The 13,917-nt window shown below is 26.3% G+C and carries 8 protein-coding genes and 11 tRNA genes; 2 read left to right on the top strand and 17 right to left on the bottom strand.

Features of this window, described 5'->3' with window-relative positions:
• Window positions 1-37: 37 nt before the first annotated feature.
• The 3 genes from SLITO_RS00750 to SLITO_RS00735 all read right to left on the bottom strand — a co-directional run bounded on the left by SLITO_RS00750 (window position 38) and on the right by SLITO_RS00735 (window position 3,304).
• A tRNA-Ile gene (locus tag SLITO_RS00750) sits at window positions 38-114 on the bottom strand.
• A 103-nt stretch (window positions 115-217) separates the two neighbouring features.
• A complete protein-coding gene (locus SLITO_RS00745) occupies window positions 218-1,681 on the bottom strand; it encodes an NCS2 family permease (RefSeq protein ID WP_075057892.1) in 1,464 nt (487 codons plus the stop codon).
• Between the two features lie 930 nt (window positions 1,682-2,611).
• Window positions 2,612-3,304: an ATP-binding cassette domain-containing protein gene (locus SLITO_RS00735; protein WP_075057890.1), complete on the bottom strand. Its 693-nt coding sequence runs from the start codon at window positions 3,302-3,304 to the stop codon at window positions 2,612-2,614.
• 55 nt (window positions 3,305-3,359) lie between these two features.
• Here SLITO_RS00735 and SLITO_RS05900 point away from each other — a divergent pair, with 55 nt between their 5' ends.
• The gene (locus SLITO_RS05900) at window positions 3,360-3,560 is read left to right on the top strand and encodes a hypothetical protein (RefSeq protein WP_144416386.1); all 201 of its coding nucleotides are present in this window, start codon (window positions 3,360-3,362) and stop codon (window positions 3,558-3,560) included.
• 517 nt (window positions 3,561-4,077) lie between these two features.
• Here SLITO_RS05900 and SLITO_RS00725 read toward each other — a convergent pair.
• Window positions 4,078-4,764 carry a hypothetical protein gene (locus SLITO_RS00725; RefSeq protein WP_075057888.1) on the bottom strand — a complete coding sequence of 229 codons (687 nt, stop codon included), beginning with the start codon at window positions 4,762-4,764 and terminating at the stop codon, window positions 4,078-4,080.
• Window positions 4,765-5,003: 239 nt separating this feature from the next.
• On the opposite strand from SLITO_RS00725, the gene SLITO_RS06080 reads away from it, so the two are divergent.
• Window positions 5,004-6,980 (top strand): ABC transporter ATP-binding protein, encoded by a 1,977-nt coding sequence (locus SLITO_RS06080; protein WP_075057887.1) that lies wholly within the window; start codon window positions 5,004-5,006, stop codon window positions 6,978-6,980.
• 658 nt (window positions 6,981-7,638) lie between these two features.
• Here the strand turns inward: SLITO_RS06080 and SLITO_RS00710 are convergent.
• The 13 genes from SLITO_RS00710 to potA form a co-directional block, all read right to left on the bottom strand.
• Window positions 7,639-7,714 (bottom strand) — tRNA-Phe (locus tag SLITO_RS00710).
• Between the two features lie 3 nt (window positions 7,715-7,717).
• Window positions 7,718-7,794: transfer RNA gene (locus tag SLITO_RS00705), tRNA-Asp, on the bottom strand.
• Between the two features lie 3 nt (window positions 7,795-7,797).
• Window positions 7,798-7,873, bottom strand: a tRNA-Met gene (locus SLITO_RS00700).
• 11 nt (window positions 7,874-7,884) lie between these two features.
• Window positions 7,885-7,977, bottom strand: a tRNA-Ser gene (locus SLITO_RS00695).
• A 53-nt stretch (window positions 7,978-8,030) separates the two neighbouring features.
• Window positions 8,031-8,107: transfer RNA gene (locus SLITO_RS00690), tRNA-Ile, on the bottom strand.
• 14 nt (window positions 8,108-8,121) lie between these two features.
• Window positions 8,122-8,198, bottom strand: a tRNA-Met gene (locus SLITO_RS00685).
• A gap of 5 nt (window positions 8,199-8,203) precedes the next feature.
• A tRNA-Ala gene (locus SLITO_RS00680) sits at window positions 8,204-8,279 on the bottom strand.
• 20 nt (window positions 8,280-8,299) lie between these two features.
• Window positions 8,300-8,376, bottom strand: a tRNA-Pro gene (locus tag SLITO_RS00675).
• A 46-nt stretch (window positions 8,377-8,422) separates the two neighbouring features.
• Window positions 8,423-8,499, bottom strand: a tRNA-Arg gene (locus tag SLITO_RS00670).
• 172 nt (window positions 8,500-8,671) lie between these two features.
• Window positions 8,672-8,746, bottom strand: a tRNA-Cys gene (locus SLITO_RS00665).
• Between the two features lie 56 nt (window positions 8,747-8,802).
• Window positions 8,803-11,892 (bottom strand): spermidine/putrescine ABC transporter permease/substrate-binding protein, encoded by a 3,090-nt coding sequence (gene potCD, locus SLITO_RS00660; RefSeq protein WP_075057885.1) that lies wholly within the window; start codon window positions 11,890-11,892, stop codon window positions 8,803-8,805.
• Window positions 11,859-12,863 carry a spermidine/putrescine ABC transporter permease gene (gene potB / locus SLITO_RS00655; RefSeq protein WP_083433316.1) on the bottom strand — a complete coding sequence of 335 codons (1,005 nt, stop codon included), beginning with the start codon at window positions 12,861-12,863 and terminating at the stop codon, window positions 11,859-11,861. Before potB ends, potCD begins: the two co-directional genes overlap by 34 nt.
• Window positions 12,856-13,914 (bottom strand): spermidine/putrescine ABC transporter ATP-binding protein, encoded by a 1,059-nt coding sequence (potA, locus tag SLITO_RS00650; RefSeq protein WP_075057884.1) that lies wholly within the window; start codon window positions 13,912-13,914, stop codon window positions 12,856-12,858. Before potA ends, potB begins: the two co-directional genes overlap by 8 nt.
• Window positions 13,915-13,917 lie beyond the last annotated feature (3 nt).

The following is a 13,917-nucleotide window of genomic DNA, read 5'->3' as shown; positions in this document are numbered from 1 at the left end:
ATAAAAAAATCGCACAATGTGCGATAAATTTCATAAATGGTCGGAACAAGTGGACTTGAACCACCGACCTCACCCTTATCAGGGGTGCGCTCTAACCAGCTGAGCTATGCTCCGATATTTCGTAAATGAAAACAATAAGATTATAAACAAAAAAAAAGCAAGTAGCAACATTTTTTTAAAATTAATAAAAAAAACATTGAACTTGCTAAAATTAACATTAATATATAAAGGCTAAGGCTATAAAATAAGCAATAAATACAATATCCAAAATTCACACAGTTGGAGATACTTTTTTAGTATTTTTTGTAGCAATACACCCAACAGTATATGAAATCATTCCAACAGCAATTCCGTTTGCAATTGAGTATGTTGTAATCATAAATATTAAAGAAAAGAAAGCACCAATTCCAATTTCGGGTTTTTTTCAATCGATATCTGTAATTGATTTAATCATTATAGTTCCAATAAAAACTGTTGCAGCTCCACTTATACATCCTGGAATCATTTTAAATATTGGAAATAATGCCAAACTTAGTAAGAATAGAAGTGATGTTATAATGGTTGAAAATCCTGTTCTGGCACCTTGTGATATACCTACGCAACTCTCAACGTATGCAGACATATGACTAACTCCCATAACAGACCCCACAACTGTAGAACCTGCATCAATTACTAATGATTTATTTGAAAGATCATCTTCTCTTTCCATTATTTTGTTTGATTCTATATTTATTGTTTTTAAAGTTCCTGTGGCATCAAAAAAATTTAGTATTACAAAAATAAATATAGATATATAAATAATTGGTTTATTTCAAATATCAACATTACCAAACTCTGAGTATGAGTTTTTAATATTACTAATAAAGCCATCAAATTCGTCGTAACTTCAGCCATTTCAAATTGATTCTTTAAAAGAAGTTTTTATAGCATTATCATCAACTGTATTCGCTAAAATTATTGTTAAAATAAATCCGCCAAGCATCATAACAGCAACAGGAGCAATAAATTTTTTATAAAATAAAATTATTGACCCAAATAAAACTAACATACCGATTATTATACCTGGGTAGTATACTTTAAAATCAGATAGTTTTGCAATTGGAACTCCATTAGATTTATCAAATCAACCAATGCTTGTTAAACCAACATATGCAATAAAAAATCCTATACCAACACCAAAAGCCAAGTGCATAGAATGAGGTATGCATTTTATTAGCATTGATCTCAGCTTTGTAATTGATATAATTGTAAAAATAACTGAAGATATTAAAGTGGCTATTAATGCACCTTCATAACCAATTCCACCACTTTTTGCAATATTGTATGAAAACATTGCATTCAAACCCATACTTGGAGCTACACCAACTGGTAAGTTTGCAAACAAACCCATAATCATAGTACAAATAAATGTTGATAAAGCAGTCGCAACAAAAACTCCACCGCTGTTCATAACTGAATCAACATTATGAATACTTGGTGCCTCCCCTAGAATTCCAGGTTCAACAGATAATATATACACCATAGCAAGAAAAGTACTTATCCCACCAATTATCTCTTTTTTAAATGTAGCTTTAAAATAATCGAACTTGAAGTATCTTGGTATTACACTTCTTTTTTTGTTAACAATCTCGTCTTTAGTTCTTTCAATTTTAAAATCATCATTTTTTTTCAAATTTTTCATTAAACCTCCGAAATAAAATAGACTTAGTTATTCAAATACCAAGTCTAATCAGATTGTAATTAATAGATGTTTCAGATATTTATAGTGCTAATAGTGTTGAATAGGTTCAACGTAGAAACACTTACCCTTTATGTAAGTATATAAAAGCAACTACTAACTACTAAATAATTATAATATATATGATTATATTTTTTAAAAATTTAATAGAAATTTGCTTACATTATATAAACTTAAACTGAATTTTTAGTATTTATTTTTATAATAAAATAATTACTTAATAAAATTGGAATAGTTGACACTAATAATACATAGTATTGTAATCAATTACTACTAAATCAATAATCACATTTATATACACTTGATAAACGAAGTATTTGAATAATAGAATAATACTCATTAATAATTTCAAATAGTATGTTGTATAAAGTTAAAGATAAAATATAGTACAAGAAAACATACATACTTTTTTCAAATAGTATTACAGAAAATAAGATTCCCAAAACTACAAGAAAATAAGAAAAAAATGCCTTCACCACTAATGAATACAATAATATAAAAATGTTTATATATTCTCTTGAAAAAATTCTTAATATCAAAGAAAGTACAAAATAATAAATTATTAGTATGATCAAATGAAATATTATTTGCATTAAAATAAATTGATTTAAGTTTTTTTTATTTATTTTAGTAAATAATAAAACTTGGTATTTATTTCTTTTATAATATCAAATAGTCTCTGAAAAAAATATAATTGATATTTCGAAAAAAATAATAAATGAAAATATATTAAATGCAAAATCATATCATCCTAATAATTTTGAATTATAAAATATAAATGTTATAGAATAAATTATGCTTCCAAATATTAAAAAGGACAATGTACATTTTAGGTTTTTTAACTCTAGGTATTTAAAAACTGTTAGAAATAATTTAATCATTTATTTCTTCGCCATATACTTCATAAAAAATATTTTTAACATTTGTTTTTTCATTTATTTCTACATCTAATTTAATTGTATTATCTTTTATAATTATTAATCTGTCAAAAAATGTTGTTATTTCTTCAATTAAATGAGTGCAATATATTATAGTTTTTTGTTTTAGGTTTTCATAAATATAATTTAAAGTCTTTTCTCTAATGATTGCATCAAGACCATTTGTAGGCTCATCAAAGATGTAATAATCATTATCATAACTAAGAGCTAAGCAAAGTTTAACTTTCTGAATCATACCAGTAGAAAGAGATTTAAAATATTTTTTTTCCTTTAAATTAATTTTTAATAATTTAGAAATATAATCTAATTTGTTGTTTTCATCATTTTTAAGTTTTTTATATAAATTTACAATTGTTTTTACTTTAGAAAAACTTGGGAATATGTTTTCACTAGAAACATATCCTATATTATTTAAGTTAAATTTATTGTCCTTATTTGAAACTTCCTTAATAAGTACTTCTCCCTTATAATATTTTGAAAATCCAAGAGTAATTTTTAACAAAGTAGTTTTACCACTACCATTAGGACCAATTATAGCAACCTTCTCATTATCTTTTATTTCTAAGTTAAAATTTTTGATACCTGTATTAACGGAATACATTAACGAAACATTTTTGTATACTATCATATTAACCACCTTTTAATAATAAATTTTTTGTACTAGTTTTATTGAAATAAAAGTTGTGAAAAATATTGTTAAAAAAGATAAAAAAATTGGTATTAAAAAACTATATTTTTTATCTTTTATAAAGGTGACCTTTATTGCAATAAATGGATTAAAATATCTAAATCAATCAAAAAATATAGTTAAAAACATTGTGCCAAAAGTTCATATTATTAACAAAAAAATAAAAGAAATTATTTGATTATTAAATTTATTATAACCCAATAAAATAAATAAAATTGCAAACATGGAGGTTGATGTAGAAAATAAAATTGCTGATAATAAAATAATAAAATTTAAATTTAAATATGAAATAATTGGAAATTTTAAAAAAAATTGAAGCAAAATTAAATATAAAGTATTAATTATAAAAATTGAAACATTAAATATAAAAATTGAGAGTAAATTAAATATAAAAAGGTTTTTTTTAGTAAGTGATGTTAACAAAAATAACTGGAATTTGTTATTTTTTATACTAAATACAAATAAAATATGAAAAAACAATAAATACATTAATATATAGGAAAATGTATTTATTGCCAATACTCCAATATAATAATTATCAATACTTTTAATTTCTCCATTTTTAAAAGATAATGTTAACCCCATTTCTCCAATAAAAATTATAATTAATCCAATAAAATAAAAAAATGAGAATTTGGATCAATTATAAAATAGTATATATAAAAATTGATGTATTTTATTCATAATTACTTAAATTAATTATGCATATGCATCTAATTAGAAGCAATATATAAAGGTACTATTATCTGAAAAAATATATATACGCCATATTGGTTTTTGTTTGCCATTTTAATAGCATAACCTAATGCTGCTAAAAATACTCCAGCTACAGTAGCTACTTGACCTATAGAAGGAATTAATGATAATATTGATGTCAACAAAGATAAGTTGTCAACCAATTCAGATATTACATTTGTCAAATAATTATTAAAATGTAATTTTCATCCCCCAGCCCAATATCAGTGAGATTCAACTCACGCTTCGCATTTGCTGAAATCAATGTCATTATCAGGAAAACTTACATTTTTAATTAAAGATAAATTTAAATAAATTTTATCATTAAAGCTAAATTCATTATTTTCATAACTTATAAATCCCAATTTATACATTCAATCTATAGTTTTAAGTAAATCATTTTTATCAATTGTTTCAAAATATTTAAAATCATTTAAACTAAGTTTTTCAAAATCAATATTTATCAAACCATCACTTAAGTACAATGAGTTTTTCAATATTATTTCTGATTGTTTATCATCTTGTTTTTCATTGAAATTTAATTCCTGTATTTTATTGTTTTTAATTGAATTTATATTGTTATCTAAATTTTTTGATGCTACAAAGTTTGAAGCTGTCATTGAAGTGATGCTTATAAATCCAAATATACTTAATAATTTTTTCATATAACCTCATTGAGTTAGAAATATATTTTAACTACACTTTTATAATAACATATATTTTCTATTTATAAATATAATTGATTAAAATATTTTGTATTAATTATATTTAATATTTAGTTTATCAATTAATTTAGTTTTGTTTAAAGTTAAGTCAAAATTTTAAATATTTATATCTTAATGTAATAAAAAAATGATAATTAAGTTTATAGGTTTATAATATTTTTAATAGTCAGGAGTTTAAAATGGAAAAAAATGTTAAATTTGGTAAAAAAGATAACCTAACAAAACATGTTTTTATAGCCTTAAAAAGAAGATGAATACTTTCTACAATTTTATTCATTTTAACTATTTTTATGGCTTTAACACTTGTTGCAAATATTGAAGCTATTAAGTTTATTACATCATTACTTGTATCTAAAAGCATACTAGATTCAACAGATGATATGGATAAGTTGATTGATATTTTTAAAAAACAAATAAAGAGTGAAGCAGAAAAACAACTATTCGAATATTACATAAGAAGCTTTTTAGAAAATGGATTTGATAAGAAACAATTGATAAATGATTTAATCCATGGCTTTTTTTATGATTATATAGAGTACGACGGAAATGAAGTGCTTGCAAATTTCTGGGGTATGAAAGTAAACCTTTTTAGTTTAGCATTTTTCATGATTGGTGATATTTTAGTTGTTGTTGGAATTTCATATTTAGGATTTGTAATTTCTTCATATATAAGCGAATCATATGAAACTCATCTAAAAAGAAGTTTAATGAATAAACTAATTGATCAAGATATGCACTTCTTTAATGAAAATAAGATTGGTCAAATTGCGGGTGTTTTTGTAAAAGATGTACATATTATTACAAAAAACATTAAAGAAGGTCCCTTCATTTATTCATTATCTTGTACTTCGATTGTATTTTCAGCAATTGAAATGTTTTTACTAAATTGAAAATTAGCGCTGTCAGTTTTTGGGCTTCTAGCAATCTGTGGTGTGTTGGTTGTTATATTTGCTTTTAGCACAAACATATTTACTAAAAAAATTGACAAGTATTCAAAAGATATCGATAATAAGACAAGTGAAAAGATTTATACAATTAGACTTATTAAATCAACTGGGTCTTTTGATATGGAAAAAGATAATTACAAAAAACAAACAAAAAATGTTGATAAAAAAAATAAAATAAAAAGTTATTTATCTGAAATACCTTCAACAATAATTTTAGGAGGTATCGGGTCTTTTGCAATGGCATCAGTAATATTTGGGGTGTTTTTATTTTATAACAACTCACAAACTCTTATAAGTATAATTTCAGCATTCACAACAGGTGTTGTGGTAATGACATTACCTTTATTGCAACTACGTCAAGTTATATATGATGTACCATCTTGTAAAATTGCAGCAGATAATATAAGTCACATATTAGATCAAGATATTACAATAAACAAAAATGAGAAAGAAATTTTTAAAGAAAAATTTAACTCTGCAACTTTTAAAAATATTAGTTTTTCATATCCAGACTCTGATAAACTTCTTTTTGAAGATTTAAACATAAATTTTGAAAAAGGCAAAAGATATGCTTTTGTTGGCCCTACTGGTAGTGGAAAATCTACAATAGCAAAATTAATGTTGAGGTTTTATGATCCTAAAAAAGGAGAAGTGGTAATTAATAATAAATATAATTTAAAATCATTAAATTTAAAATCATGGCTTGATAAAATTGGTTATGTTGATCAAGAACCACAAATATTAAGCGGGACAATTTATGATAATGTTAAATACGGTTTAGAAGGAATTACTAATGAACAAATTATTGATGCTTGTAAAAAAGCTAAACTTCATAATTTAATTGAAAGTTGACCAGATGGATATGAGACCGTTTTATTTGAAAGAGGAAGTCAACTTTCTGGTGGTCAAAAACAGAGATTAGTTATTGCAAGACTAATATTAAAAGACCCTGAAATACTAATACTAGATGAAGCTACAAGTGCTCTTGATAATATTGTTGAAAGAGAAATTCAAAAAGAATTAGAAAAACTAATGGTTGACAGAACAACAATTTCAATTGCTCATAGGTTATCAACAATAGAGAGTTTTGATGTAATTTATGTCATTGAACCAAATGTGGGTATTGTGCAAAAAGGAACTTATTCTGAGTTAATTAAACAAGATGGATTGTTTAAATCATTATACAATGCTACTGAACATAAAAAATAACATGTATTGCATGTTATTTTTTATTTTTCATTTTAAAAAGTTGTTTCCTTGCTTATAATAAATAGTATTTTCTTTGGTTTTTCAAAATGAGTTAAATATATTTCAAACTCATTTAAAGATATATTTTAATTTATATGTTATTTTGTTTATATAGTAATAGAAAAACTTTATTTTTATAAAATTGAAGTAATTTTTAATTAATATTCTTGTAATTGTTATAAGATTTAATGCAATATAAATAAATGGTGAAACTATATAAAGAGCATTTAAAAAGTTATAATATAGTTCTTTTGTATAGGTAAGTTTCATTAAAAAGTAATTTTTATTTATCAGTGGTTTTAACGAAACTAAAGTAACTATAAAAGACGAAACTATTATTAAAAAGGAATTAATTAAAAAATACATTCAAAATCCAAAAAGAAATTCATAATTATAATTATAAAAAAACACAATGTCTAATATACCTGATATAAAGACAAGTACTAAAAATTTTTCTTTTTGTTTATAAATACTTTTGTAAATTGATTTAATAATCTTTTTGTTTATCATATTAAATATTATTCTAGACTATTTTTTAAGTTTTTTTATTTTTTAATTAAATATAAAAATATTTTATTAAAAAATAAAAAAAGCACTTTAAAGTGCGGAATTTCATTCATGGTGGTTTCGGACGGAATTGAACCGCCGACACGTTGAGCTTCAGTCAACTGCTCTACCAACTGAGCTACGAAACCTAATGGCGACCCCAACGGGACTCGAACCCGTGATCTCCTCCGTGACAGGGAGGCGCGATAACCAACTTCGCTATGGGGCCAAATGGTTGCGGGGGCAGGACTTGAACCTACGGCCTTCGGGTTATGAGCCCGACGAGCTACCAACTGCTCCACCCCGCGATATGAAATAATGGCGGAAGATGAGGGATTCGAACCCCCGCTCGGGTTTCCCCGACTCTCGGTTTTCAAGACCGACCCCTTCAGCCAGACTTGGGTAATCTTCCATGATAAATTTCAAATTTGTAACCTATAGCAATTTTATCTAGAGCCAAAATTATGGTGGACCTTATTGGACTCGAACCAATGACCATCCGGTTATGAGCCGGATGCTCTAACCAACTGAGCTAAAGGTCCAAAAATAATATATATGGTAGCGGGGAAGAGACTTGAACTCTTGACCTCCCGGGTATGAGCCGAGCGCTCTAACCAGCTGAGCTACCCCGCCATATATGGTGGACCCGAACGGGATCGAACCGTCGACCCCCTGCGTGCAAGGCAGGTGCTCTCCCAGCTGAGCTACGGGCCCATATAAAACAAAATATATAATGGTCGGGAAGACAGGATTCGAACCTGCGACCCTTCGGTCCCAAACCGAATGCTCTACCAAGCTGAGCCACTTCCCGATATGTGAATATTACAATTCTATATTATAATATTCGATTTCCATAATGGCGCGCCTTAAGGGACTCGAACCCCTAACCTTTTGATCCGTAGTCAAACGATCTATCCAATTGATCTAAAGGCGCATTATTAACAAAACCAAGTTTATTATAATATAGTTTTCAATATTTTTGACAATTAATTTAAAATTGACAATTATTATTATAACAAGAATTTTATTAAATATAATACTTTTTTTATAATAAGTTAAAAATTATTTTAAATAAAAAAAGGACATATAAGTCCTAAATTTCAATTTGGAGGTACCAGTCGGAGTCGAACCGACGATCAGGGAGTTGCAGTCCCATGCCTTAGCCTCTTGGCTATGGTACCATTACAAAAATGATTATACAAAAATATAATCATTTATTAAACATTATTTAAAATATTTAATGTTTTGTAGAGATAATTTGATTAAATTTATCAACTAGATAGTTATCCCATTTTTTATCAAATCCAAAAGGTTTTGCATTTTGTGTAATAGGTTCATATCATTGGGTTCAAGGATCTCCTCAACCTTCTTTATTTTCGTCATTACCGATAATTTCATCTTTTAATTCTTCTGACAATACTGCCGCTGTGGCTTCTTCTACTTGTTTCTTTTGAATATCATAATCATTCATATAATTAATGAATTTATATGATAACTCTAAATTTTTATTTGTTTTACTAAATACAAGATTATCACTTCAAACATTTGTTCCTTCTTTAAAGTCATCATGCTTAAATTGTGGAGTAGCAGAAAGAGTAGTGTAAACTCACTCATCTTCTTCATCGATTTTATTAATTGTTGCTTGCTCATCACTACTTGTATCATCGTCATCATCGTCAGAACTAAAATCAGGTGCTGTTGCTCAAATTAAATCACCATTATAAATTACTGCGATGTCATAGTTTTTTGCATGAACTGCGTCCATTATGTTATCACCGTATAGTCCAACATTTGAGTGATTTAATAATTTAGATATCTCAACTGCTGCTGCATCGATTTTTTCTTCTTTTTGTGCGGAGTTTTGTTTTTCGCTTTCTTCTGTTGAATTAACGTCAACTAATCCGTACATTTTTTCAAATGCATACATGAAAACATTTTTTGGGTCTTCATTTAGTTTTAAATCAAAACCTGCATCAGCAGCTTCTCAAAGAATATTTCAAGATAATTTTTCAGGATTAATTTCTCATTTAAAAGGATCTTCTTCTTCATTGGAATTCAAAAATAAGTCCCTTTCTTTCATAAAGTTTATAAGTTCTGTTCTAGGATTACCATCATCAGTACCTATGTTGAATGCCATTCTTACATCTCCTCAAAATCAATTTACTGAGTAGTCAAGAATGCTTTCATCTACATTTATTTTTGTTTTATCTAAAATATTTTGAAGACCATCCATAATTGTATATGCTGTTACACCATTTGAATCTTTATAGTCTTTTTGTTCAATTGATTCAAATTGACATGCACCTTTTTCTTCAACACCTGGTTTATTAACTTTTTTTATACAATTATAATCAATTTTTTGAAGTTTGTCTTCCTCAGCTAGTTTTTTAACCATATACTCACTCGGAACCATTATGTCGTAGTCAAATGTGTAAGTTTTATTGTAAAGGCTTTCATTTGAATCATATTGTTGGTAGTTAATTTTAATACCTTCTTGTTTTTCAAATCCTTCAATAACACCCGGAGCAATATAACTACCTCAGTTACCAATAATAAGATCATATGAGTTATTAAGAATATATGCTGTTGTAAATAATGAGAATGCCGCTAAAACACTTGTTGACATAAGAATTTTTCTTCAGTTTCTTTTAATCCATATATTATTTTTAACAACAACTTCTTCACTAATTACTTCAGGGAAGTATTTTTCTTTTTTATTAGAAACTTTGTTTTCAAGTCTATCAAGTTTTAATTGAGTAGTTTCAATAAGACTTGTATATTTATTTATTTTATTTTCTATAAGTTGTTCTTTTTTAATAGATAAGTTATTTGATGATTCTTTTGTATCAAATCGATGTCCAAAAGAAACTATTTTTTTAACTTTTCTTTTTCAAACTTGTAGGTCATTATATTTTGAAAGCATTCTATTTTCAATTTTGTTTTTTAACTCTCCAAGTTTATCAATTGTTTGCTTTAATTTATAATTATTTTTTCCTTCTTTTAAAATAATAATTTGTGCATTTAATTCATTGATTTTAGCATTGTATCAATCTGTTAATTTTTTATTAGGATTTTTTTCCTTAGATAAGTCTTCTTTATAAATTTCAATATCTTTTTGTAATTGCTCAATAGCTTTTTGGGATTCGATTTTTTGTTCTTGAATCAAATCTACTTTTTGTTGAAATTTTACAATTTTTTTATCTATACTTTGTATTAATAAATCAAAATTTTGAATTTTTTTATTTTTGTTTTTACTAATAATTTGTTCTTTTTTAGCTTCGTATTTAGCTAATACGGATTGCGCTTTTCTATCACTATTTATTTTTTCTAAAAGTATTTCTTTTTTTCATTCTAGTTTACTTATTTTTGTATTAAGATTTTTATTACTTAATCTTTTATACTGTAATTGTAAAAATTTATATTTAAATCAGTAAAACAAATTCAAACTTACTATTATTTGAGATTTTGTTTCTATACATTTTTTGTAATATATAATTTTTTTCTCTAGATTGCTTTTTTCTTTTAATTTATATGTTCCATTTTTAATTTTTAATTTATTTTCTTTTATGCTTTGAGTAGTAATTTGTATAGCATTTCAAATAAGAATAATCAAAACAATAGTGACAACTAAAATTGTTCCAAATGCATTTATATAAGGAGTAATTTTTTTAGCGGTATATATAAATGTAGAAACGTTAGTTTGATCACCACCAGTAAAGTATGAAATGATAAAGTCGTCGAAACTCATAGCAAAAGAAATTGCAGTAGCTGTTATTATTGATGGTAAAAGAATTGGCAATATTACTTTAAAGAATGTTTGTCTTTGAGTTCCACCCAAATCTCTTGAAGCATCAATAAGGTTTTTATCAATTCTATTCATAAATGGTAAAACTGTAACTATAACGTAAGGAACGTTAAATGAAACGTGCGCTGCAATTAATGTTACAATTCCAAATTTAATTCCTGCTAAAACAAATATAATCATAAGACTTACAGCAGTAATTACGTCAGCATTGATAAGTGGTATATTTGCGACTCTAACCCATCTGTTTGCAGTTCTTTTTCTTATTCTTGTTAAACCATAACATGCCATAACACCAATTATTATTGATATAACAGTTGATATCATCGCTACAAATAATGAAACTGTTATTGATTTAATGAATGGTGAATATTCAATTAAATACTTATATCACTTAAAACTAAAATCAGTAAAATCATCTACATTTCTACCACTATTAAATGATAAAAAAATCATTGTTGCAATAGGAACATAGATAATCAACATTATTATTAGGAAATAACAGGATTTGATGAGCTTTTTCATTTTTTTGACCCCCTTACTTCAAATCGATTAGATATTAATTTCATAATACCCATAATCATCAACAATAATATAGCAAGTACAACAGCAACTGCTGCTCCATAACCAAAATCAGTACCTCTAAAGAAATAATTTTCTATTATGTTTGTTATTAAGTTTATTTTTCCATCACCCATATATCTAACAACAAGAAGTGATGTTGCTGCTTGGACAATAACAAGTGTGAACCCAGCAAAAACTCCTGGTAGAGATGCTCTAAAAGTGGTATGAAAAAAGGCTTTTATTTTACTTGCTTTTAAATCAAGGGCTGCATAATAATATGTACTATCTTGATTTTCTAACCCATTATAAATTGGAGCAATAGCAAATGGCAAGAACATGTAAACCATTCCGATTACAATAGCAATTGGTGTTCCAATTATTGAAGTTGATAGTATCATAAAAACACTTCTAAGTCCTAATATTTTCAATATCATTGAAATTCAAATTGGCAACGTAACAAGTACTCACATATTTTTTGCCAACAATTTATTTTTTAATTGAGACATTATAAGTGCCACTGGATAAGCTATTATAATTGTTATTACACTTGCTCCAAATGCATATAATAGTGAAAGTCCAAGCACTAGCATAATAGAACCTGTTGTGAATAATTTGAAAAAGTTTTTTAAACTTATAGAAAATTTAACACTGTCATTTGTGGGTTCTACAATTGCAAAAATTATGATACCTATAAGTGGTAATATTACCAAAATGCTCATTACAACAATAAAAGGTAATAGTACGGGTCAAACTTTTGATTTTAATGATTTTACAACTTTGAAATTACCTATTTTTTCTCTGAAACTTTGCTTTGGAGCTTCTGGTTCAGGTTCGGTAAATTCCATTTCTATATTTTCAATTTCATTCAACTCATTTTGTAGTTCAGTATTTTCTGATTTTAAAATATCGTCTTTATGTGGAATGCTATTCATCTATTTCTTTTCACATAACGTGTAAATCATCAGGTGCTCATTTAACCGATATTTTTTTATCAAAATCATGAAATTGAGTTGTGTGTGCTTTAAAAATTCTATTTAAACATTTTATTGTTATTTCATAATGAACTCCCTTAAATATAATATTTTCAACAATTCCGTCAAAATATCCTTTTCCAGGTTCATCAATTACTACATCTTCAGGTCTTATAACTATATCAATATTTTTTTGATTTTCGCCAAAACCTTTATCAGTACATTCAAATTCTTTTTGATCGAATTTTACTTTTTGATCCTTAATAAATTCTCCATCTTCAATAATGTTTGAAGAACCAATAAATTTTGCGACTCATCTATTTTCAGGTTCATTATATATTGCTTCTGGTGTACCAATTTGTTGGATTGCTCCGTCATTTATTACAACTATTCTGTCACTTAAAGTTAAGGCTTCTTCTTGATCATGAGTAACTAATATAAAAGTAATTCCGACCTCTTCTTGAAGTTCTTTTAATTCATCTTGCATTCTTTTTCTTAAATGAACATCTAATGCTGACATTGGTTCATCAAGTAATAGAATTCTAGGTTTTAATATAAGCGCTCTTGCAATGGCAACCCTTTGTTTTTGACCACCACTTAATTCATGAACCCTTTTATTTTCTAGACCTTCTAATGAAAATTTTTTAATATAATGCATAACTTCTTTAGTAACAAGACTTTCTTTAGTCTTTTTAATTCTAAGTCCATAGGCTATATTGTCATATACATCATAGTGAGGAAATAAAGCATAATTTTGAAAAATTGTATTTATTTGTCTTTTATTACTTGGAATTGGGGTCAAATCTTTACCTTCAAATAAAATTTGTCCTGATTCTTGTTTTTCTCTACCACCAATTATATTTAAGGTAGTAGACTTACCACACCCAGATGGGCCTAACAATGTAATAAATTCTCCTTCTTTGACATTAAAACTCACACCTTTTAAAACAACTTTACCATCGTAACTTTTAGTTAAATCACGAATTTCTAAAATATTTTTTTTGTCTTTCATAGT

The sequence above is a fragment of the Spiroplasma litorale genome (assembly GCF_001267155.1).
GTDB classification, from domain to species: domain Bacteria; phylum Bacillota_I; class Bacilli_A; order Mycoplasmatales; family Mycoplasmataceae; genus Spiroplasma_A; species Spiroplasma_A litorale.
Note: the sequence above shows the minus strand (reverse complement) of the source record. Positions and strands in the feature narration are given on the sequence as shown.